General features: G+C 39.9%; 19 protein-coding genes and 1 other RNA gene. 14 read left to right on the top strand and 6 right to left on the bottom strand.

The window, feature by feature from the left end:
* Positions 1 to 511: 511 nt before the first annotated feature.
* Positions 512 to 608: signal recognition particle sRNA small type (gene ffs / locus BM739_RS02760), an RNA gene on the top strand.
* Positions 609 to 745: 137 nt separating this feature from the next.
* Here the strand turns inward: ffs and BM739_RS02755 are convergent.
* From BM739_RS02755 to dinG, 6 genes are read right to left on the bottom strand one after another with little or no spacing between them, the layout of a single operon-like run.
* A complete protein-coding gene (locus tag BM739_RS02755; protein ID WP_076537041.1) occupies positions 746 to 1,069 on the bottom strand; it encodes a late competence development ComFB family protein in 324 nt (107 codons plus the stop codon).
* Between the two features lie 55 nt (positions 1,070 to 1,124).
* The gene (locus BM739_RS02750; RefSeq protein ID WP_076537039.1) at positions 1,125 to 2,030 is read right to left on the bottom strand and encodes a histone deacetylase; all 906 of its coding nucleotides are present in this window, start codon (positions 2,028 to 2,030) and stop codon (positions 1,125 to 1,127) included.
* The gene (locus BM739_RS02745; protein ID WP_076537037.1) at positions 2,030 to 2,758 is read right to left on the bottom strand and encodes a DUF2057 domain-containing protein; all 729 of its coding nucleotides are present in this window, start codon (positions 2,756 to 2,758) and stop codon (positions 2,030 to 2,032) included. Before BM739_RS02745 ends, BM739_RS02750 begins: the two co-directional genes overlap by 1 nt.
* A gap of 9 nt (positions 2,759 to 2,767) precedes the next feature.
* A complete protein-coding gene (locus tag BM739_RS02740) occupies positions 2,768 to 3,433 on the bottom strand; it encodes a primosomal replication protein (RefSeq protein ID WP_076537035.1) in 666 nt (221 codons plus the stop codon).
* Positions 3,430 to 4,203 carry a TSUP family transporter gene (locus BM739_RS02735; protein WP_076537033.1) on the bottom strand — a complete coding sequence of 258 codons (774 nt, stop codon included), beginning with the start codon at positions 4,201 to 4,203 and terminating at the stop codon, positions 3,430 to 3,432. Before BM739_RS02735 ends, BM739_RS02740 begins: the two co-directional genes overlap by 4 nt.
* Positions 4,204 to 4,211: 8 nt before the next feature.
* On the bottom strand, positions 4,212 to 6,287 hold the full coding sequence (gene dinG, locus BM739_RS02730) for an ATP-dependent DNA helicase DinG (RefSeq protein ID WP_076537031.1): 2,076 nt from the start codon (positions 6,285 to 6,287) through the stop codon (positions 4,212 to 4,214).
* 108 nt (positions 6,288 to 6,395) lie between these two features.
* Between dinG and BM739_RS02725 the strand changes: the two genes are divergently transcribed.
* The 13 genes from BM739_RS02725 to BM739_RS02670 all read left to right on the top strand — a co-directional run bounded on the left by BM739_RS02725 (position 6,396) and on the right by BM739_RS02670 (position 22,618).
* Entirely contained in the window at positions 6,396 to 8,756 is a 2,361-nt protein-coding gene (locus tag BM739_RS02725) for a DNA polymerase II (protein WP_076537029.1), read from the top strand.
* A gap of 224 nt (positions 8,757 to 8,980) precedes the next feature.
* Positions 8,981 to 10,165, top strand: coding sequence for a porin (locus BM739_RS02720; protein ID WP_076537027.1), 1,185 nt, complete (start codon positions 8,981 to 8,983; stop codon positions 10,163 to 10,165).
* Positions 10,166 to 10,613: 448 nt separating this feature from the next.
* On the top strand, positions 10,614 to 13,463 hold the full coding sequence (locus BM739_RS02715) for a TonB-dependent receptor (protein WP_076537025.1): 2,850 nt from the start codon (positions 10,614 to 10,616) through the stop codon (positions 13,461 to 13,463).
* A gap of 74 nt (positions 13,464 to 13,537) precedes the next feature.
* On the top strand, positions 13,538 to 13,780 hold the full coding sequence (locus tag BM739_RS20080; RefSeq protein ID WP_139326801.1) for a hypothetical protein: 243 nt from the start codon (positions 13,538 to 13,540) through the stop codon (positions 13,778 to 13,780).
* Positions 13,781 to 14,644: 864 nt separating this feature from the next.
* Positions 14,645 to 15,427, top strand: a complete 783-nt coding sequence (locus BM739_RS02710; RefSeq protein ID WP_076537023.1) for a DUF3450 domain-containing protein — start codon at positions 14,645 to 14,647, stop codon at positions 15,425 to 15,427.
* A complete protein-coding gene (locus BM739_RS02705) occupies positions 15,427 to 16,782 on the top strand; it encodes a MotA/TolQ/ExbB proton channel family protein (RefSeq protein WP_076537021.1) in 1,356 nt (451 codons plus the stop codon). Before BM739_RS02710 ends, BM739_RS02705 begins: the two co-directional genes overlap by 1 nt.
* Entirely contained in the window at positions 16,782 to 17,309 is a 528-nt protein-coding gene (locus BM739_RS02700) for a MotA/TolQ/ExbB proton channel family protein (protein ID WP_076537019.1), read from the top strand. The genes BM739_RS02705 and BM739_RS02700 overlap by 1 nt, the downstream gene beginning before the upstream one ends.
* A gap of 14 nt (positions 17,310 to 17,323) precedes the next feature.
* A complete protein-coding gene (locus BM739_RS02695; protein WP_076537018.1) occupies positions 17,324 to 17,728 on the top strand; it encodes a biopolymer transporter ExbD in 405 nt (134 codons plus the stop codon).
* A gap of 1 nt (position 17,729) precedes the next feature.
* On the top strand, positions 17,730 to 18,350 hold the full coding sequence (locus BM739_RS02690) for an energy transducer TonB (protein ID WP_076537016.1): 621 nt from the start codon (positions 17,730 to 17,732) through the stop codon (positions 18,348 to 18,350).
* The gene (locus BM739_RS02685) at positions 18,350 to 19,600 is read left to right on the top strand and encodes a tetratricopeptide repeat protein (RefSeq protein WP_076537014.1); all 1,251 of its coding nucleotides are present in this window, start codon (positions 18,350 to 18,352) and stop codon (positions 19,598 to 19,600) included. Before BM739_RS02690 ends, BM739_RS02685 begins: the two co-directional genes overlap by 1 nt.
* A gap of 203 nt (positions 19,601 to 19,803) precedes the next feature.
* Complete coding sequence (locus BM739_RS02680; RefSeq protein WP_076537013.1) at positions 19,804 to 21,630, top strand: DUF885 family protein; 1,827 nt, start codon at positions 19,804 to 19,806, stop codon at positions 21,628 to 21,630.
* Between the two features lie 117 nt (positions 21,631 to 21,747).
* Positions 21,748 to 22,026 carry a peptidylprolyl isomerase gene (locus BM739_RS02675; protein ID WP_076537011.1) on the top strand — a complete coding sequence of 93 codons (279 nt, stop codon included), beginning with the start codon at positions 21,748 to 21,750 and terminating at the stop codon, positions 22,024 to 22,026.
* A 58-nt stretch (positions 22,027 to 22,084) separates the two neighbouring features.
* Positions 22,085 to 22,618 carry a GNAT family N-acetyltransferase gene (locus tag BM739_RS02670; protein WP_076537009.1) on the top strand — a complete coding sequence of 178 codons (534 nt, stop codon included), beginning with the start codon at positions 22,085 to 22,087 and terminating at the stop codon, positions 22,616 to 22,618.
* The last annotated feature ends 217 nt before the right edge of the window (positions 22,619 to 22,835 follow it).

Here is a 22,835-nt window from a genome sequence, read left to right as displayed (position 1 = left end):
TTTTGCTAATGTACTACTCACTACTAAATAGATTGCTAAAATTGCCATTACTAATAATAAGTGTTTTATGTGAAAACGGGGTTAAACTTTGAGCGAATTGTGTGTTTTTTGATGATTAAAGGCTGGTTTCGGTTAAAAGTGTGATCGTGATCTTGTTGTGGTTGATGTGCATTATCACTTGGTCAAATAATTTTGCTGAAATTGAGGTTTGGACAGTTAATTTTAGCTGATAAATTGCTGTGCATTGTGTTGTGTATTGGTAAGGTCGAATTGAACTGCTGCTTTGCAGGTGTCATATGCTTAAATCAGTTAAATAATGAGCTAATTTAACCTGGATCGGGCAAAGCTTGTGCAGTCGAGCGCTTTGTTGCTAAAAGTGAGCGAATTTAACTTGAACATGGTCAGTGCTTAGGGGATAATCCTGTTGTTCTTGTTAAGCAGGGTTCATTTTAGTTATTTAAAATAATTAGATATTTAACCTTATTCGCTTAATTAGAAATCTATGGTGACCTTAGGGTCCCCCCGCAATGATAACTTGTGAACTCGGCCAGGCCTGGAAGGGAGCAACCGCAGCAAGTGACTCGTGTGCCGGGGTGTGGCTCTAGGGGAACCTCCAATACTCCTAGTATTTATTTCAAAAAACTCTCTAAGCACCTTATTTTACTTATTATAAAGTCATTTTAATCAGCGTTTATGCTGAGTCTTTCTTTAGTAAACCAAGCTAGCCATTTAAAATTTTAGCACGTTAGATGTTAGGTTTTTTCTTGATAGCAGGCTCTTTAGCTGCGTTTTCAGCATCTTCGACTAACTTTTTATGCAGGTTGGCTTTTAAAAACTGTCGTGACTTTTCAAGAGCGCTATGGATCTCGTTTTTCATCTGTTGCAGCTCTGCGTAATTTTCAAAAAAATAAGTATCAACGAGATGTCTAATGTAGCGAACAGGAAGTTGATTTAAGGTAACGCAGCATAAATCAGCTAAATACTCCTCAGGCAGCTCTTCGAGTAAGCCTTCGTCTCTTAATATTTCCATTAAAAGCACTTCATAGTAATTACGAATATCAACTTGCATCCTTGACTCCCTATAGAATGAAATTTAACTTCTTTATCTGATTATCATTAGTGTGCTACCAGATTGCTTTTGCTGCAATAAAAAGTTGGCTGTGTCTTTGAGTTAGCGCTTGCTCGTCGCGGCTGTAACCGCCTCCAATCACCGCTGCAATCGGTATTTCAGCCTGCTTAGCTTGCTGTAAAATAAATGTATCTCGGTCCAAAATTCCTTTGGTTGATATGTTCAAATAGCCTAAGTCATCATCTTGATGAATATCAACGCCGGCATCGTAAAGAATGAGATCAGGTTGATGGATGCTTATGAGGTATGGGATCACCTGTTTGATAACGGATAAATATTCATCGTCGAGAGTGTGGTTATCAAATTCTATATCGTGGTGGGAGCGTTGCTTTCTAAATGGGAAGTTTTTTTGGCAATGAAGCGAGCAACTTATGATGTTGTCTTGGCTTTGAGATAGCGCCGCAGTGCCATCGCCTTGATGTACGTCGCAATCGATAATAAGCACTTTGGTGGCTTTTTGTTGAGTAAGCATTTGCTTGGCAGCGACGATTAAATCGTTAAAGACACAGAAACCACTGCCAAAGTCATAATGAGCATGATGATAGCCACCACTTAAATGCAGGGCAATACCATGATCAATTGCCAAATTGGCGCTTAATACTGTGCCATTGACCGCGTGAAGGGTGCGGTTAACCAGTGATTCGCTCCAAGGAAAGCCGATGCGGCGCAGCACTTTATTCTCAAGGGTGTTATTGATAAATCCATCAACATAGTCACTTTGATGGGTTTGTTTTAATACTTCAATATCTATTGGAATAGGCTGATGAAAGTCTTGCGGGTAAGCGAGACCTTGTTCAAGTAAATATTGCTGTAAACGTTGATATTTACTGGTTGGAAATCGATGCTTTTTAGGTAACGCCAGCTTGGAATAGCTGGCGTGGTAGACAAGTGGAATGGCCATTAAAGCTGTTTAATAGCCCAACTCATGAACTCTTTGCGTGTTTGCTCATCAGCTTGTAACCACCAATATTGCAGCATTTGCTCAGGGTGAGTTGCTGCTTTATCAGCTACAGGCGATGTCGTTGGCGTTGCAGAAACTGTTGCCGCTGCAGGTGTGCTAGCCACTACTGTGGTCGCTGTTACGGCTGCTGTTGTGGCAGTTGCAGTGTTTACTGCGGCAGGAGCAACATTGCTACTGGTTGCAGAAGCTGCTAATGCGTCAATATCATCACCTTTATTGCTGCCAAATAATCCGCCTAAAAATGAACCTTCTTTAAAATCGGTTTGGGTAATTGTGTAATCGACAGTGCCATTATCTTGGCGTGAGATAATCACTTGGGGATCTTTAGCAAAGCTTTTTGGACGCTTTACAAATTCTCCGTCTGCTGGCTTAAGCAAATACTCATGATCGCCATCGACCATAATAGTGACAATAAAAGGCGCTGACTTTATAAAGCTTTGGCTATCGCTGAAGTCATCTTCAATCATATCGTGGTAACGGATGGCTATTTTATGGGAGCCATTACTTAGGTCTAGATCTGATTTATGGGTAAATTTATTAGTATCAATTTCTTTGCCATCTAATGCTAAATACTCAAACGACATAGGTATGGTTAAATTTGCCGCTAAAGCTGAGGTAGATGTCACTAATGCAAGTAAGGTGGCACTTAGCGTTCGGGTAAAATTCATTGTTGCTCCTTAACGATTTAAATTTCTATTTGGTCGTTCAAACATCTGGATTCTTTCTTCTATATAGCTAATTGCTTGACGACATTTTCCTAACCGTCGATGCAGAGAGAGAATTTCATTTTGTAATCTGATTTTGTCAGTACTATGACAGTTTGCAAGTGCAGATTCCATTTCTGCAATTTTTTGTTCAAAGGTTGTAGCCCAATTCAAATGTTTGTTCAACTCTTGATAAATTTGGTGGCTGTTTTTCATTACATTACTGGCTATCCAGCCAAAGCCACTGTCTGAATGTTGTTGCTGTTGTTTTTTAGCATAGCGTGCTCGGCTATTGTCACGTTTTTGCTTTTCAGTATTCACATTCAGGTTGGTGGTCACTAAGGCTCTTCTGAGTGCAGTAAAGCGATCTTGAATGCGCTGGCAGCTAAGCTCAATGATTCTGACATCAAGTTTGAAAGAAAGTTGCTTTTCTAATTGCAGAATGTCTTTTTTTAATTGGGCAATACAAGGGCTTAATTGGGCACCTTGTTGAATAAATAATTGTGAATTAAACCGTTCAATATCTTGCAGCATTTTCTTTTGTTGCGCAGGCAATTGCTGATCGTGATGTAAGGCATCTTGTTCTAATGAACTGAGCTGCTGTTTTAATTGGTAAATGAGTTGGTTGGTGTTTCTCATAGCCAAGCCGTCCAAGCTAAATGTGCTGCAATGGATAATACAGTAATGATAAATAGCGGTTTGATAAAGGGAATACCAAATCTTATAGCAGATTTAGCGCCAATAAAGGAACCTGCCATCATACAAACCCCAATCCACAATCCTAATATCCAATCCACTTCGCCTAATAAGGCAAAAATGACTAATGCGGTAACATTACTTACTGAGGTCATGAGTCGCGCTAAGGCGCAGCTATTTAATAACGGCAGCTTGTGCAGCCTGATGCTAGATACTGTCCAAAAAGCGCCAATACCGGGGCCTGCAAAACCATCATAAGCGCCTAAGGTCATACCTTGGACTATTTGTTTGTTTTTAGATGGCAGCGCAGTGGGTTGATTGATGATGGTTTCGCCCATCGCTTTGGGGCTTATAAGGGTATAGATTGCAATCCCGATAATGATCAGCGGTAAGATTTTTTCGAGCCAAGCAGCATCAATAAAATAAACTAAAAAACTACCGATTATGGCACCTAAAAAGGTCGTCAAAAATGCCACCCGCCAGAAGGAAGGTTTAATGAGTTGTTGTTTATAGTAGGTATAACCAGCAGTAATAGAGCCAAAACAGGCTGCGAGCTTATTGGTACCCAATGCTAAATGGGGCGGAACGCCCATCGTTAGCAGTGCAGGGATAGAAAGCAAACCGCCACCGCCAACAACGGCATCTATAAAACCTGCTACAACACCTATTACCGCCAGAATGACCCAATGACTAGGATCTAACAAAAATTCCAAAAAAATACCTACTCAATAACTTTACGAAATGGGGGTAGGGCATCGAGTAATGATTTGCCGTAACGCTTGGTAATTAGGCGCCTGTCTAAAATAGTCACTCGGCCATAATCGTCTTCTTTGCGCAGTAATCTACCACAACTTTGGATTAATTTACGTGACGCATCTGGAATGGTTAATTGTAGGAAAGGGTTACCGCCTTTGCTTTTTATATATTCAGCATGGGCTTGTTCAACCGGAGAAGTCGGCACTGCAAAGGGCAGTTTGGTGACAATTAGGTTGGTAAGATAATCGCCTGGTAAATCTAGCCCTTCTGAAAAACTGCCTGTGCCAAAGATAATACTGGCTTTACCAGCATCACAACGGGCTTTATGTTGCGTTAGCAATTGCTGTCTTGGCATTGTCCCTTGCACAAATAACTGCTCTTTAGGCATTTTACCGATAATTTGATCAGTAACCTTTTCCATTTGCCAATAAGAGGCAAACAGCACTAATGTTGCCATTTCATCTTCAACTAATGCCAATATCTGCTCAGCAAGTTCATCGGTAAAGGCTTCATCTGTAGGCTCATTCTTCATTTGAGGAATGAATAATGTGGCGTTATTTTGATAATCAAAGGGTGATAATAACGCCAAAAAGCGGCTGCCATCATTTAATGATAACCCGACCTGATGGGCAAAATGATTAAAATTATTCAGCGCCCGCAGTGTTGCGCTGCACAATACAACACCGGCCGCTTTTTGCCACAGCATAGATTCGAGCATGAAACCCACTTCAATAGGGGATGCGCAGAATAAATAATCCTGTTGTTTGCCCGTTATGAGCTCAGCCCAGCGCGCCATTGGTGCGCCTTTTTTTGAATCTTCTTTGGCGAGCATTTTCCATAATTTATGTAAGTTTTCTAAACGCTGTAAAATAAAACCAGCCTCTGAAAGTACCGATTCTGATTGATGTTTAGGTAACTCACCATCTTTGATGGCTTCGCTTAATACGGTTTGAATCTTATTAAATTGCTTTAAGGCTGATTTAGACGCTGAGGCTAAGTTTTCTGCCTGTATTAATAACGACTCTGGCAATTTGCCATTTTCAAATCTTAAGCGGGTTTCTGGGTTGGCAAATAGCTGTGGCTGGGTATCACAGAAGTGCGCTACTTGATTAAGCTGACTAACCAGTTCATTAATGTGATCAAGCATCGCTTGTACTGGTGCAATAATATGAGTCGTTTTTAATTGATTTTGTAATTTAGAGCAGGTTTTACTGGCCTTTTCTAACCAATCAGCAGTGCCGCGAAGGCTCGCTTGAGCGCTGGAAAAATTTCTGGCTACAGTTGGCAGGTGATGGGCCTCATCAATGACATAAAACATCTCTTCAGGCTCAGGTAAAATAACCCCGCCGCCTAGTTCTAAGTCGGCAAATAACAAACTGTGGTTAACAATGAGTACGTCCCAGGTTTCGACATCTTCACGGGCTTTATGAAAAGGGCAGTTATGATGGTTTGATAACTGACGGTGGCAACTGTGTTTATCACAGCAAATTTGCTGCCATAAAAAATCAGGAACAGGTTGCTCTAAAGTGTCGATTTCACCGTTCCACTTTTTATCTTGGTAGTCTTTATGGATTTTTTTTAGTTGGTCAATTTGGCTTTGATCTGGCTTTGTTTGCCACATTGCCATTTGCGTGGTGTCTTCGGGGCCTATCATGGCTTCAAGTTTTGCTAGGCAAACATAGCGCTGACGCCCTTTGACTAAGCCAAATTTAAAATCTACCCCAGATTGTTGTAAAAAAAAGGGTAAATCTTTATGCAGTAATTGTTCTTGCAATGCAACCGTTGCCGTTGCGATGCAGACTTTTTTCTTGCTGGCAATGGCTAACGGAATCGTGCCAAGAATATAGGATAAGGATTTACCAATACCTGTACCCGCTTCACAAACCATAATGCGACGTTGTTTATCATATTCACCGGCAAGTGTTTTAGATATTTCAGCCACCATATAATTTTGCTCACGCCGGGATCGAAAATTTGGCATTGCCGCCGCGATATCCTTATAGATAGTGCGGATCTGACTTTTGACTTTATCCGTTAACATGAGTGACCTATTCGCATTCTTTGCTTACTGTTTATGTGTACGCTGTTATATGCTGTACATAATAACAGTGAATTGAACTGCACGAAATATTTAATCGAGCCAAAAACTATGACATCAAGCGTAAATAAGATGACTTCTATCAAGGGGCGAGTGTTGACGCGGCATTCAGCTTTTCGTGATGGTCAACTTATACTGCAATATTATTTAAAAACCGCAACTGGACCTGTACTGATTGAAGTTGACGGGGCTGAAGTTGTGTGTTTTTGCCGTCAAATAGATATACCAAAGCTAACCGGGCATATTCACCGAGGCTGCAGAATAGAAACTGTCGCGCTAAAAAACTTTAACCATGAAGCTATCGCTTGTATTTACTTAAAATCAGCTAGTGTTCAACGGCAGTTATTGCGTATTGCTAATGACATGGGCATTGAAATTTATGAAGCCGATATAAGGGTAGAGCAACGATTCTTAATCGAACGCTTTATTGCTTTTGATGTGGAGTTTATCGCTCAAGCAAAATCAACCACGGGGAAATTACCTGTTTTCGCTTCAACTAAAGCGAGAAAGAGTGTAACTGATATAAAGCTATCAATGATTTCATTAGATTTTGAATGTAGCCCTAGCGGCGAGTTATATTCAGTTGGCTTGTATGGGCAAGATTATCAATTAGTCATTATGGTGGGGCAGCCTCAAGAGTCAGAGCGCTATATTCAGTGGGTGGCTAACGAGGTTGAGCTTATTCAGCGCTTAATTGCTTGGTTTGCCGAATATGATCCTGATGTCATTATCGGCTGGGCAGTCGTTATCTTTGACTTGTCACTATTATATAAACGCTGTCAGTTACATTCGATACCGTTAACCATTGGTCGTGGGGGGACGCTATTAAGTTGGAAGGTTGAAGATAAGCATCGCCCTGAAACCTTATCTTTACCGGGTCGAGTGGTATTAGATGGCATCGATTGGATTAGAGCGGCGTTTTATCATTTTGAACGTTATTCATTAGAGCATGTGTCGCAACAATTACTAAATGAAGGCAAGGCTATTGATCATGTCGATAATCGCGGCCAAGAAATTTGTCATTTTTTTGCCCATGATAAACCCGCGTTGGCGTTTTATAACATCACCGATTGCCGCCTAGTTTGGGATATTTTTGAGAAAACCCAGTTGCTGGCTTTTGCCATTGAACGAGCCAAACTTACTGGCTTAGAGTTTGGCCGCGTTGGCGCATCTGTTGCAGCTTTTAATAATTTATATCTACCGCATTTACATCGAAGCGGTTTTGTTGCTCCTGCTCACCCCGCTAGCGATGGGCTTGAGTCTCCTGGTGGCTATGTGATGGATTCTATCCCGGGTTTTTATAAAGATGTTTTAGTGTTGGACTTTAAAAGCCTATATCCATCCATTATTCGAACATTTTTGATTGATCCTAAAGGCTTGATAGTAGGTGAGCAACAGTCTAACGACGTGACTGTACCGGGGTTTCTCAATGCCAGATTTAGCAGAGACAAGCCAATACTCCCTGAACTTATTGCATCACTTGCGCAGCAGCGTGAACTAGCCAAAACCCTTAACAACCAACCTCTGTCTCAAGCCATTAAAATAATCATGAACTCTTTATATGGCGTATTGGGTTCTCGAGGCTGTGTGTTTCATGACGCCAAACTTGCAAGCTCGATTACCATGCGTGGCCATCAAATTATGAAGCAAACCAAAGCTTGGATTGAAGAGTTGGGCTACAAAGTGATTTATGGCGACACCGACTCCACTTTTGTATGGTTAGGTGAAAATCACCAAGTAGCAGATATTAATCAGTTAGGTAATTTACTGGCGCAGAAAATGACCCAAAAGTGGGCCGAATTTTGTGCTACTGAATTTCAAATACAAAGTTATCTAGAACTTGAATTCGAAAGCCATTTTAGTCAATTTGTTATGCCGACCTTAAGAGGCTCTGATGCCGGTAGTAAAAAGCGCTATGTAGGGGCAACCAGTGACAATGAAGGGCAATTAGCGCTGACCTTCAAAGGCATGGAGCAAGTCAGAAGCGACTGGAGCCCTTTAGCCAGAAAAATGCAATATCATTTATATTTCTTATTATTTACCCAAGGTGACGTTAGAGGCTACTTGTTAGATCAAATTAACGAGCTTCAAAGTGGCTCATTTGATGATGAACTAATTTTTAGAAAACGCCTAAAGCGTAACATTGAAGATTATACGGCTAAATCTTCACCACATGTGAAAGCCGCGACGCGCTTATGTCAAATAACCGGTAATTCGGCGCTTGGTAAAAGAGGCTCCATGATCGCTTACAGGATGACTCTGAATGGCGCGCAACCCATAGAAGCAACAAATGAATCAATTGATTACCAATATTACCTTGATAAACAAATCGAGCCCATTGCAGAGCCTGTATTAGGCTTACAAGGTTATAGTTTTGCTAGTCTAACCAGCAGTCAATTAACGTTGCTCTAATGTAGTAAATTGTGGTGCTGTTAGTTATTTGTTGCAACTATAGTTTGATTTGGTAGTGTTACATGCTGCTTAATGTGTTTATTTGGTTTATTCTTGTGCTTTATTGATTTATCCCTTTGTTTCATGCTGTTTCACCATGCTAGCCTACAGTTAATGGAAAAAAACTATGCAAATGGATTATTCAAAAAATTAATGATGAAAATGAAATGGGAAGGTTTAGCTCGATGAAAAAGACTTTAATTGCATCAACACTTGCAGCTGTCATGTTTGTTCCAACAGCTTCGGCTATCGAAATCTATAAAGATGAGAAGAACTCAGTTGCCATTGGTGGTTTCATCGATGCACGTATTTATAGTGGACAAGGAGAGACTGAACTCGTCAATGGCGCATCACGCATTAACTTCGCTTTTGACCGTCAAATGAATGATGGTTGGGCAACGTTTGCAAAATTCGAATGGGCTGTTAACCCATTTGGTAACAGTGACATTGTTTACAGTGCTGGAAGTCAATTTGAATCACAAAGTGATGAGTTCCTGACTAACCGTTTAGGTTATGTTGGTTTATCAAACGATACTTACGGCTCAATTAGCCTTGGTAAGCAATGGGGCGTTTGGTATGACGTTGTTGGCGGAACAAACTATCCTATCGTTTGGGATGGTAATGCAGCAGGTGTATACACATACAATAAAGCTGATGGTGCTATTAACGGTGTAGGTCGTGGTGACAAAACCATTCAATACCGTAACTCGTTTGACAATTTTAGTTTTGGTGTGCAAGTACAATTAAAGCAAAATGAATTTGATATTTTCGAAGATGGAATCGAAAGTAGTTTTTCTGACGAACCAAGTATTAGTGTTGAAGATTCACTAGGTACTGTAGAGTACGGTAATACTTTCGGTTTATCTGCAATGTACCAATTCACAGATAACTTATCTGTTGGTGTTGGTTACAACACGGGTAAATTTAAAGGTGAATTAGAAAACGGTTCTCGCATTGAAGAACGTGATGAAATTTACGGCCTAGGTGTGACATATGGTGATTGGGATGCAGAAGGTGTTTATTTCTCTGCTAACTACAATGAAAACAAATTCCATGACACAGATAACATTGGCCGTATGATAGAAAGCTCTAAAGGTGTTGAGTCATTAGTTTCATATCGTTTTGACAACAACATTCGTGTTTTCTTAGCATACAACATGCTAGATGCTGATAACGTATTAAACGCTGATGAAGGCGAAGTATTTAAGCGTCAGTTCACTACTGCAGGTATTCATTATATTTGGGATACAAACACCATCATATATTTTGAAGGTCGTATCGACAGCAGTGATTTCCGCGGAACAAACGAAGACATAATGAAGATCAGTGAAGATGATGGTATTGGCTTCGGTATTCGTTACATTTTATAATACTTAAACGTAACAAATATCAAAAAACACTCCGAAAGGGGTGTTTTTTTTGCTTTCAATTAATAAAAAATGAACAGTTGTTAATGGGTTGTGCGTTTTTATGTTGTCTTGATTACGATTCGAGGATTAGTTGCCGCACGAAAAATGCGCAAACGAATACAAACCTGCAACATTTAATGTTGTGTTTTACATTTTTTAAATTTCATAATTATCAATAGTTTGAGCCGTCCTCTTAGTGCATAACTCTGTTGGTGTTCATTTTTGTGGACGAAATGACCGTTCTAGACATGTTAACTCTCCAGATATTAATGAAACATATGTTGAATTAATGTTTTATTTGTGATTTTATTGCATACGGAATGTAGTTGAGCGATGTTCAACTTCGTTAACCAACCTAAATTAATAAGGTTGGAACAATAAGAAAGACATAAGTCCAGGGAGATTGACAATGCATAAGAATTTATTAGCTAAATCAGTGCGTCTAGCAATGATTAGCGGTGCGGCTGCGGCAGCATTTAGTTCACCAGTAGCTTTCGCTGCTGATGAAGGCGCAAAAGTAGAGCGTATTGAAGTAACAGGTTCACGTATTAAACGCGTGGATATGGAAGGTGCTAACCCTGTCCAAGTTATTACGCGTGAAGATCTTGTTGAGTCAGGTATTACTAACATTGGTGATATTTTACAAGAAATACCAGCTGTTGCAGGTGCAGCAACAAATACCGCAATTAATAACGGTGGTTCAGGTGCTGTCCGTGTATCTTTACGTGGTCTAGGTAGTGCAAGAACACTTGTGTTAGTAAATGGCCGCCGTATGGTTAACTCTGGTACTGGTGCTGATGCTTCTGCAGATTTAAGTACTATTCCTGTAGCAATTATTAAGCGTGTTGAAGTATTGAAAGATGGTGCTTCTGCGGTTTATGGCTCTGATGCTATTGCTGGTGTTGTAAACATTATTACCCGTAATGACTTCGAAGGCTTTGAAGCAAATGTTTCTTATGACGGTTCAACTGAGAACTGGGATGGCGAAACTAAGACAGTTGATTTTACTGTTGGTCTAGCTGGCGATAACGCTAATGCTGTTGTAAGTGCTTATTATACGCAACAAACAGAGCAAATGTCTGGAGACCGTGATTGGTCGAAGTTTGAATATGATTTAAACCCAGCAACTGGAGAGCTAGATAAAGGCGGTTCTTCTGCGCCACCATGGGGTCGTTACAACGGTGTTAATAATGGCATTGATGATGCAACTTGTAACTCATTCACACATGGTGCTGGTAGTGGTCCTGGTCAATCAGATCCTTCAGATTTTACTAACCCTACTGGTTATGATTGTTGGGATTGGGATAAAGACACATACAACTATGCACCTGCTAACTATCACCTAACGCCACAAGAGCGTTACGGTATGTATGCATCAGCTGAATATCGCTTTAATGATGCGGTACGTTTCTTCACTGAAGTTTCATTCAACCGTCGTACATCTAAAACTAAGTTAGCACCTCTGCCATTAGCACCACTAGCATTCTTTGGTTGGACTGATGCGACTTATTCTGCAGATAACTATTGGAATCAGCAATTAGGCCCTAAAAATGATAATGGCGAGACAGTAGATATAGCTGACTGGCGCCGTCGTATGGTTGAAACTGGTGGCCGTGATTCGTCATTTGAAGTTGATACTGTTCGTGGTGTATTTGGTATGGCTGGTGAATTCGCTGACACTTGGGGTTATGAAGTATCTTACGTATACGGTCAAAACTCATCAAGCACAGCTGGTGCCGGTGGTGTTAACTTTGAAAAAGTTAGCCTAGCTGTAGGTCCATCATTTATGGATGCAAATGGTGATGTGATTTGTGGAACTGTTGATGACCCAATTCCTGGTTGTGTATCATTAAATACTTTTGGTATACCAGGTACTGATACTCAAGTTTCTCAAGAAATGCTTGATTACATTACATTTGAAGCTCATGACTTAGGTTCAAACGAACAAACAGTATTGAGTGCAAGTATCTTCGGTGATGCATTTGAACTACCTGCTGGTCCTGTAGGAATGGTTTTCGGTGCTGAGCATCGTGAAGAGTCAGGTGCTGATTTACCAGATGCATTGATTGCTTTAGGTATTACCAGTGGTTCTAGCCGTGAAAAAACAATTGGTAGCTACGAAGTTGATGAAGTTTATGCAGAAATGAACTTCCCATTACTTTCTGGTGTTGTTGGCGCAGAAAGTTTAGAACTTGATGGTGCTATCCGTTATTCTGATTACAATACATTTGGTGATACTACAAACTACAAGCTTGGCTTACGTTGGATGCCAATCGATGGCTTAATGTTCCGTAGTACTAAATCAACTGCATTCCGCGCACCATCTACAAATGAGCTGTTTTCAGGTTTAGTTGATAATAGCCCACTAGTATCAGATAAGTGTGCAACTAACCCAACTCCTTTCTGTATTGCAGACGGTGTCCCAGCTGTTGGATTTGAGCCAATTGGTGACCAGTTGTCTTCAACTTTAGGTGGTAATGCAGATTTGACTCCTGAAGAAGCTGATACTCTTACTATTGGTGCAGTATGGAGTCCAGGTTTTGTTGAAAACTTATCATTTACAATTGACTACTGGGATATTGACTTAGATAACGCTATTTCAACGATTGGTGAGCAGTTAATTTTAGATAAGTGTGCATTAGAAGGTAATTACTGTGACTTAATTACTCGTTATGGTCCTGAGTTCCCAGGTCTTTATGGTAACTCAAGTGATATTGATAACCGTAATATCAACGTTGGTGGTGTACATTCATCTGGTTATGATTTCAATGCACAATACAGTGTTGAGACCGGTATTGGTGATTTAAGCTTTGTTCTAGATACTACTTACTATGATACTTACGAAATTACTCAAGCAGACGGTTCAAAAATTGAAAATGCTGGTTGGTTCCGTCGTACAAGTGGTGACGGTAACTTCCCTGAGTGGAAGACTAACTTTAACATTAACTTAGCACAAGATAACTGGTCTGCTAACTGGAAGATCCGTTACATTGGTGAAGCACTAGAACCATTTGATGCTAATAATGATGCGGCTACCGATCTTGATGACCTAAGCGACTCACGTACTGTTGATAGCCAAACAATTCATGATGCTCGTTTTACTTATTACTTCGATAATGTAAGCACTACACTTGGTGTTAGTAACGTGTTTGACCAAGACCCACCATACGCGGCTACTGGTTTTAACGATAATACTGACCCTCGCACTTATGCGACTACAGGTAGACATTTATTCGTAGGTGTCGGTGTTAAATTCTAATTTAGATTTTAATATTTAAGCTTAAACAGACATGACTCGAAAGAGTCATGTCTTTTTTAATTGTGGAGTTTATTATGAGTAAATATTTAGGTTTATTTTTTTGTATATTATTATCAGGTTGTGCTTCAACAACTGACCAAAAAACAGCGTCGAATAATAATGAGGATCTTGTGTGTGAATATATCGCAAAGACAGGAAGTAACATTAAGAGGAGAACGTGCATGACCCGCGAGTTAGCTGATGAGTTAAGAAAAGAAAATGAAGCTGATATGCGAGAAGCTTGGAGAAAGGGTCAAACATCTGCAGGAACAAAATAATCAATTGAAAGTTATCGTACGCTAATACTATAGCGTCTATATAGTATTAGCATTTAATCTGTAAGGGATATTTACTCTAATTGTGACTTTAACTTTTTATTGATATCACTAAAAAGTTAAACTGGCTTTCATTGATTTCATAAACTATTAAATAATTCGTTTGCCCAATTAAGCGTTATGTGATTTTGTCGCAAAACTGCAACTGATTTGTGTAGCTGCTTGTCAAAAAGCACTCTATATAGAGTTGAAGATAGGCAGATATTTATGAACAAAAAATGATATTGAAACTTTTGTTAAAGAAGCAGCTAAAAACATTAAAATATCTGAAGACTTAAATCAACTCAGTCAGATGCTCTAAAAGAAAACGTTTGAAGCAGCTCTAAATGCCGAAATGGATGAGCATCTGGGCTATGAAAACACCATAAATACACTTCAGTTAATAGCCGTAACGGTAAAACTAGTAAACATATTCAAACTGAAGGTGGCAAGTTAGAGCTAGTGAAATTTTTTATTTAATTGTAATTTTCAATACATCAAAGTATCTGCCCTCCTAAATAGTTGAATCAGTTCTTTTTAAAATGCCAATTTTTTTTTGCTTTGTTTAAAAATGCAACGTTCGATTCATATCGATGCTCAAACACATCTTTCTTGTAGTTTTTGATGTTCTCAATTGTTGACACAGGTCAACATTTTGTGAAATGATGCGAGCGGGTCTATGCCTTAGCGGGTATAGAATAGGGAAGAAAAAACTAACAATCACAAGAGAAAGATACACTTAGTGAGAGCAACATCGATTAACAATAAAATCGCGGTTGTTACTTTCTAGTTAAAGCTTTCTAATTCACTATAAATTGGTTGGGAACTATGTCCAAGGTAAGCAATAGAACAAAAATCGCTACTGCACTTGTTGGCGCGCTTGCATTAGCTAGCAGCAACTTCGTGATTGCAGATCCTCTAAGTGACGTACAAAAAGCAGACGGCAAAATTCATGCTGATGCTGCTGCGTCGCAAAACAAAGTTGATAAGTATTTTGATCAAGCACAAGACATGCTTTTTGAGTATGGCTCAGTTGCTGACGAACGCGAATCTTTAAAATCATACAATGACTATGTTGCTGGATTGGTTGCAGACCAACAGGCGACAATGAAACTTATCCAAGATGATATCGACGGTGTTGATGCTCTTAGACAAGGTGTTGTTCCTTTAATGTTTAAAATGGTAGAGGCTTTAGAGCAATTTATCGCTTTAGACTTACCATTTAACAAAGACGCTCGTGAAGCTCGTGTTCAACGTTTAAAAGATACGTTAAATAGTGCTGAAGTCACACTTGCTGAAAAGTACCGCTTGATCTTAGATGCATATAACATTGAACGTGAATATGGTTCTAAGTTAATTGCAGAAACTGGTCAATTACAAATTGATGGTAAAGAAATTCTAGTTGATTTCTTAAACTTCGGTCGTGTAAGCCTATACGCTCAAAGCCAAGACCAAAAGTCAGCTTGGATGTATAACGCAGAAACTAAAGGTTGGGATGTGTTAGAAGATAGCTATCTTCGTAACTTAAGCAAAGCTATTAAACAGGCTCGTGGTCAAGGTGCTCCTGATCTATTCGCCTTACCAATCCCTGCTGCGGAGGCTGCACAATAATGAAAAAGTTTATTACTACAGCAATCGTTGCTGCAACTCTGTCACTAACATCAGGTATGGTTAGCGCTGCAGATGCACCAAAAACGATTGAACAACTATTAAAGCAAGTTCAAACAGACCGTGCTAACGCGACTAAAACTAATAAGAAGCGTGAAGCTGAGTTCTTAAATGAGCGTGGCGATAAAGCAGCTCTTCTTAAGCGTGAAAAATCAGCGCTTGCAGCTGAAAGACAACGTGGTAAAGATCTAGCGCAAGCGTTTACTGATAACGAACGTAAAATCGCACAATTAGAAGAAGATCGTAAGATTGCTTCTGGTGACTTAGGCGAAATGTTCGGTGTTGTTAAAGGTGAAGCGGGTGACTTTGCTGGTAAGTTAGTTGGTTCTAACATTACTGCACAGTTCCCTGGCCGTGATGCATTTATTGCAGAACTTGGTGCTCGTAAAGAACTTCCAAAAATTAATGAGCTAGAACAATTCTGGGAAGCTCAACTTTTTGAAATGGTCGAATCTGGTAAAGTTGTTACTTTCGATGCTGATGTAACAGGTTTAGATGGCGGCGTTACTAATACTACAGTTACTCGTGTTGGTGCATATAACTTACTTGCTGATGGCAAATACGTTGTCTACAACGCTGACCTTGGTCTAATCCAAGAGCTTTCACAGCAACCAGGTAGTGCACAAGTATCAAGTGTTAAATCATTCACTAGCGCAACTTCTGGTTACGAAAAACTGTTTGTTGACCCTGCACGTGGTGTGTTACTAAGTGTATTCACTCAAAAAGCGACTATCGAAGAGCGTATTGAAGCGGGTGGAACAATTGGTTACATCATCATCGGTTTACTTGTTATCGGTGCACTGATTTCAATTGAACGTTTAGTTACTCTTTATATTGTTGGCGCTAAAGTTAAAGCTCAACGTAAAGACACTGCAAACCCAGGTAATAACGCATTAGGTCGTGTACTTAAAGTTTATCAAGAAAACAAAGACGTTGATGTTGAAACCCTTGAACTTAAACTTGATGAAGCTATTTTGAAAGAAACGCCAGCTCTAGAAGCACGTATTTCAATCATTAAAGTATTAGCAGCTATCGCACCTATGATGGGCCTACTAGGTACAGTTACCGGTATGATTGCAACCTTCCAAACAATTCAATTGTTCGGTACTGGTGATCCACGTCTAATGGCAGGTGGTATCTCTATGGCATTGATGACAACGGTACAAGGTCTTGTTGCTGCACTTCCTCTAATGCTAATGCACGCGGTTGTTATCGCTCGTAGCAAGTCAGTAGTTCAAGTTCTTGAAGAACAAAGCGCTGGTATCATTGCAGAGCACGCTGAGAAGAGGGCTGACTAATGATGCTAATCCTGATGGATGTTTGGGACTCTGTCAGGGGCTTCATGGCCACCGGAGGAGATATCCTCTGGTTGGTAGCGGCAGTGCTATTTCTAATGTGGGTGTTAATGCTTGAGCGTTTTTGGTACATCAATTTGACTGCACCAAAAGAGCATAAAGCGATTATCAACGCATGGAATAATAGAGAGGATTCAACCTCTTGGTATGCACACCGTATCCGTGAAGCTTGGGTGTCCCAAGCTAAGCAAGATATGAATGCTCGTATGCTGCTTATCAAAACATTAGTAGCCATTTGTCCAATGATTGGTCTACTAGGTACCGTAACCGGAATGATAGCAGTGTTCGATGTGATGGCAGTTCATGGTACGAGTAACGCTCGTATGATGGCGGCTGGTATTTCAATGGCAACCATGCCGACAATGGCAGGAATGGTAGCAGCACTATCAGGTGTATTTTTTAGCACTCGATTAGATGCAAAATTGAAAATTAGTCTCGAAAAGCTAAAAGATAGCTTGCCACACCACTAGAGAGAGTATTGAAAATGGCACGTAAAAAGCATTTTAGTGTAGAAGAAGAAGCACAAGTAGATATGACTCCGATGCTCGACATCGTGTTTATCATGTTGATCTTCTTTATTGTGACGACTTCGTTCATTAAGCCATCAGGTCTTGATTATAAGAAACCTGAAGCTTCTACAGCGACACAACAAAAATCTGCAAACATCTTTATTGGTGTGAGTAAGACAGGCGTAATTAAGATGGAAAACCGTCAGGTTGACATCGAGCGTGTAACAGCAAACGTTGAACGTATGTTAGCTGAAGCACCTGAAGCGGCTGTATTAATCGAAGCAGACCAAGAAGCAGAACATGGCCTTGTAGTTAAGGTTATGGACAACGTAAAGAAAGCGGGTATCGACAAAATCTCGATTTCAGCGGGGAAAGACTAATATGCTGAGAGCAATAGTATCACTCATAGTTGGTGCTGCTGTTACTTTCGCCCTGTTTGTCTTCATGGCCTTCTTGGTCGGTGGCGGCGCTAAACGCGCCGACACTTCAACTGATTCTCCAATTATTGAGATCAGTATGGATAAGCAGGATACGAAAGTGCAGGATAAGCCTAGGGTTAAACCTAAGCCACCAGCACCACCTGAGCAACCACCGAAGCCGGATACTACTCCGCCAGATACGTCATCAGATATTGATACGAATATGGCATTTAACATGAGTGGTGTTGTCGCTGGCGGTGCTAGCACAGGTTTTAAACTTGGCAACATGATGACACGTGACGGTGATGCAACACCAATTGTACGTATTGATCCTCAATACCCAATTGCTGCAGCACGTGATGGTAAAGAAGGTTATGTACAACTTTCATTTACCATCAACGAATTAGGTGGCATCGAAGACGTTAAAGTTATTAAAGCAGAACCTAAACGTATTTTTGACCGCGAAGCAGTTCGTGCGTTAAAGAAATGGAAATACAAGCCTAAAATCATTGATGGTAAGGCTATGAAGGTTCCTGGTATGACTGTACAACTTGATTTCACTTTGGATAAAGGAGGTAGATAATGCGTAAAGTAAGTAAACTCGCTAGTGCGTTGCTACTAACTTTGTGTGGTAGTTCGCTACTCACAGTTTCAACTGCTCAAGCAGCTGAAAAATGTCCAATTGATGAACGTCAATCTCGTGCAGTTGGTGCTAGTGCTGGTAAGAAAGTTCAAAAAGCTTTCGAAGAATACACTGAAGGGCGTTTGGACCAAGCAATTGAAATCTTGCTTGAAGTCAATACCAAAAATGATTTTGATGCAGCGTATATTGGCCGAATGATCGGTTCTTTCTATGCTGAAAAAGGTCAAATGGCAACGTCAATCAAGTATTTAAAAACAGCTGTTGATGCTGACATTCTTGGTGGTACAGATCACGCTGCAACATTACGTTTGTATGCTGACTTATTACTACAAGAAAAGAAGTTCAAAGACGCTATTCCTTACTACTACAAGTGGATGGACTTTACTTGTAAAGTCGACCCTGTTGTATACCGTCGTATCGGTATTGCACACAGTGAACTTAAGCAGTGGGATAAAGTACTTGAAGTCGCCGATAAAGGACTTTCTCTAGTAGAGAAACCTGATAAAGGCCTTTATCAAATGAAATTAACAGCATACTTCAATCAAAAGAAGTATAAAGAAGCGGTTAAGGTACTCGAAATTATGGTACCGCTGTTCCAAGACGATAAACGTTTATGGGTACAGTTAGCGCAATTTTATTTGATGACTGAAGACTATACCAAGTCATTGCAAACTTATGATTTAGCATATAAAAATGGTTTCCTAGAAACTGACGCTAACATTACTCGATTAGCACAACTTATGTCGCAAAATGGTGCGCCGTATAATGCTGCTAAGCTTTATGAAAAGCACATGAAATCGGGAATGATTAAAGAGACTGAAAAGTCGATTAAAATCTTAGCGGGTTTCTACCATAATGCTAAAAACTTCAAGCAAGCTGCCAAATTATATGGCCAAGCTGCACAGTTATCTGGAGATGCTGAGTTATACCTTAAACAAGGTAAAATTCTAGCTATCGCTGAAGAGCCTAAAGCTGCAATTCCGGTGTTTGAAAAAGCACTTGCAGCAGGTTTGGATGAGCCAGGTGAAGCTGAACTTGAGTTAACTTTAGCTCATTTAAGCTTGAAGCAATATAAGTCTGCTTATAAGCGTGCAAATCGTGCTGCTAAACACAGCAAAACGAAGCGCAGCGCTAATAGCTATATTTCTTATATCAAAGAAAAAGCTCGAATTAACAATATTACTTTGTAATCTTGTTAATTTGAAAAAAGCCCCTTTAAAGGGGCTTTTTTTTTGAGTCGTATTTTTAGGTATAATGAGGATAGATTGTTAATCTCAGTTACAATTATTTGCTAACTAATAACAACTAATTGCGATACATTGTAAATAATAACTAAAAAGATAAATCTTATTTTTAAGGCCGGTATTTTTGCGGCCCAGACAGGGATCTGATGATGAAAAAAACATTACTGACCGTTGCTATTGCTTCTTTATTATCGCTTCAAGCATGCAGTGAGCAAACAAGTCCAAAAAACTCAATCAGTGCGAATCCACAAAGCGCGCAACAAAGCAGCCAGACTGCAGCACAAGCATATAATGCTTTAGCAGATGATTACTTTAAAGCACTGTTAGCATTAGAACCTATCTATGCAACCTATGTAGGGGTTAATGATTACAACGCTGAGTTTGGTGGTTCATTAACTGAGGCTTACCTAAAAAAACGACATGAACTAAACAGTCAATTTCTAAAACGAGCAAAATCAATTAATGCAAATGAACTGCCAGCAGATTTGCAATTAAGCTTTGATATGTTCATGTATGACCGTCATATGGATCTTGTTGCCGAGTCGTATCCTGAGCATTTTATGCCAATGAACCAGTTTTACAGTACGGTTATCAGCATGATCCAACTGGGCAGTGGTGAAAGTGCCCAGCCTTTTAACACCGTTGAAGATTATCACAACTGGTTAGGTCGTCTTGCAGGTTTTATCAATTGGATAGGGCTGGCTCAAGCAAGAATGGATGAGGGGATCGCCAGTAAAGTTGTGTTACCTAAAGTCTTGGTTGAACGTATTATCCCGCAGTTAGATGCTCAATTAGTTAAAGATGCTAAGCAAAGCTTATTTTATGCGCCAATTAATATCATGCCTGAAGACTTCACTGAGCAAGATAAGACTCAATTAACAGCAGAGTACAGTAAGCTAATTCAAACTCAGTTAATTCCAGCCTTAACAGGTTTAAGAAATTATTTTAAAGAAACCTATCTTCCTCATGCTAGAGCTTCTGATGGTTGGTGGGGATTACCTAATGGTAAAGAGTGGTATCAAACGCTAGCAAATAGTCATACCACCACTAAAATGCCGGTGGATGAAATTCATCAAATTGGTCTTTCAGAAGTTAAACGCATTTTAACTGAAATGGATACAGTGCGTGAGCAAGTTGGCTTTGAAGGTGATTTAAGCGATTTCTTCGCATCACTTTCAAGTGATCCAGAATATTTCTTTAGTGAGCGCCAAGGCTTAATTGATGGCTATATGGTACTTAAAGATGACATCAATAAAGAGTTACCTAAATACTTTAACGTGATGCCCAAAGCTGATTATGTTGTTAAACCTGTTGAAAGCTTTAGAGAAAAATCAGCAGCAGGGGCTTCTTATCAATCACCTGCTGTAGATGGCTCACGTCCTGGTGTGTTTTATATTAATACCTTTAATTTAAAAGCACAGCCTAAGTGGGGCATGACTACGCTTTCTTTACATGAAGCCGCGCCTGGGCATCACTTTCAAATTGCCATTAAACAAGAGTTAACCGGTATCCCTGAGTTCCAACGTTTCCAAGGTTATACAGCATTTGAAGAAGGCTGGGCATTATATGCTGAGTACTTAGGCATCGAAATGGGCTTATTCAGCGATCCTTATCAGTATTTTGGTAAGCTATCTGACGAAATGCTGCGTGCAATGCGCTTGGTGGTTGATACCGGCTTACATGCTAAAGGCTGGAGCCGTGAGCAAGCAATTCAGTATATGAAAGACAACTCGCCAATGGCAGAGTCTGACATCATTGCAGAAGTAGAACGTTATATGGCTATCCCTGGTCAGGCGTTATCTTACAAAATTGGTCAGCTGACTATTTTAAGATTGCGGGCTGATGCTGAAGCCCAGCTTGGTGATAAATTTGATCTTAAGGGCTTTCATGATCAAATTTTAACAACCGGTTCATTGCCTATGGCTGTTATGGAGAAAAAAATCGCTCGCTGGATTGAATCCGAATTGGCAAAATAACCAATAACTGATAGTTTAGTGAATGTAATCTGAGTAACAAGGGAGCAATTTATGCTCCCTTTTATTTTTTATAAAAAAATGATTAATTAATGGCATCAATTGCCAAAGGAGCTATAAATGGTACAGGCAACAGCTAGGCATCTTCTTGTGAGTTCTGAAGAACAATGTGAAACGCTTAAGCAGCAAATCATAGCAGGTGCAGACTTCGCTGAAATTGCTAAAGCCCATTCATCATGTCCATCAGGTGCACAAGGTGGAGAACTAGGCTCTTTCGGTCCAGGAATGATGGTTCGTGAGTTTGATGAAGTAGTATTTAGCGCGCCTTTAAATGAAGTACAAGGCCCAGTTAAAACTCAATTTGGTTACCATTTATTAGAAGTAACCAGCAGAGGCTAAACGCCTTATGTTGACTAAGGCAGCTTAGGCTGCCTTTTTTATTGGAGCTAACCAGTTAATGATTGCGCTATATACTGACAGATTAAAAATTAGAACCTTAATCAAGGAGGATTGGGACAGTTTTAACCGCCTGCATCAACATCCTGATGTCATCCAATATATCTGTGAGCCAATGACTGAGTTAGCCATTAAACAGAAATTCAACTCAAGACTTGCGCCGTGGGAGTTTGATTCTGGAGAGTGGTTAACGTTAGTGATTGAAGATGTACACACCGGTGCCTTTATTGGTTTTACAGGCTTTTGTTGTGATGATGCTTTGCTAAGGCGCGCTGAGGTGGGTTACATCATTGCTCCTGAGGTGTCGGGCCGAGGTTATGCTACAGAAAGTTTAAATGCTGTAATTGATTGGGGAATTCATCAATTCAGTATTCATAAATATATTGGTATCTGCTCAACTCAAAATATCGCTTCAGCCAAGGTAATGACGGCTTGTGGTTTTATTAACGAAGGCTGCTTAAGACAAAATTATAAAATAGGCTCTCATTGGCATGATGAGTTTACTTTTGGTTTACTTGCGCGGGACATTCGATAACATTTTTCTAAAGCTTTTCCTCAAACTGGCGGCTAATTCAGCCGTTATCAAATAATAATACTCAAAGCACTATTTTCTTTTGGGCTTTTATCACATAATTGACAATACAATTGAAAACCATTCTCGTTTGCACTCGTAAAACATGATCTAGGTAAAGGTTTTGCTTAGTTAGCTCATATAAAATTAGTGTAATTCATATTTATAATCCCAAGGTAAA

Origin of the sequence: Shewanella sp. UCD-KL21 (genome assembly GCF_001957135.1) — a bacterium.
Lineage (GTDB): Bacteria > Pseudomonadota > Gammaproteobacteria > Enterobacterales > Shewanellaceae > Shewanella.
Note: the sequence above shows the minus strand (reverse complement) of the source record. Positions and strands in the feature narration are given on the sequence as shown.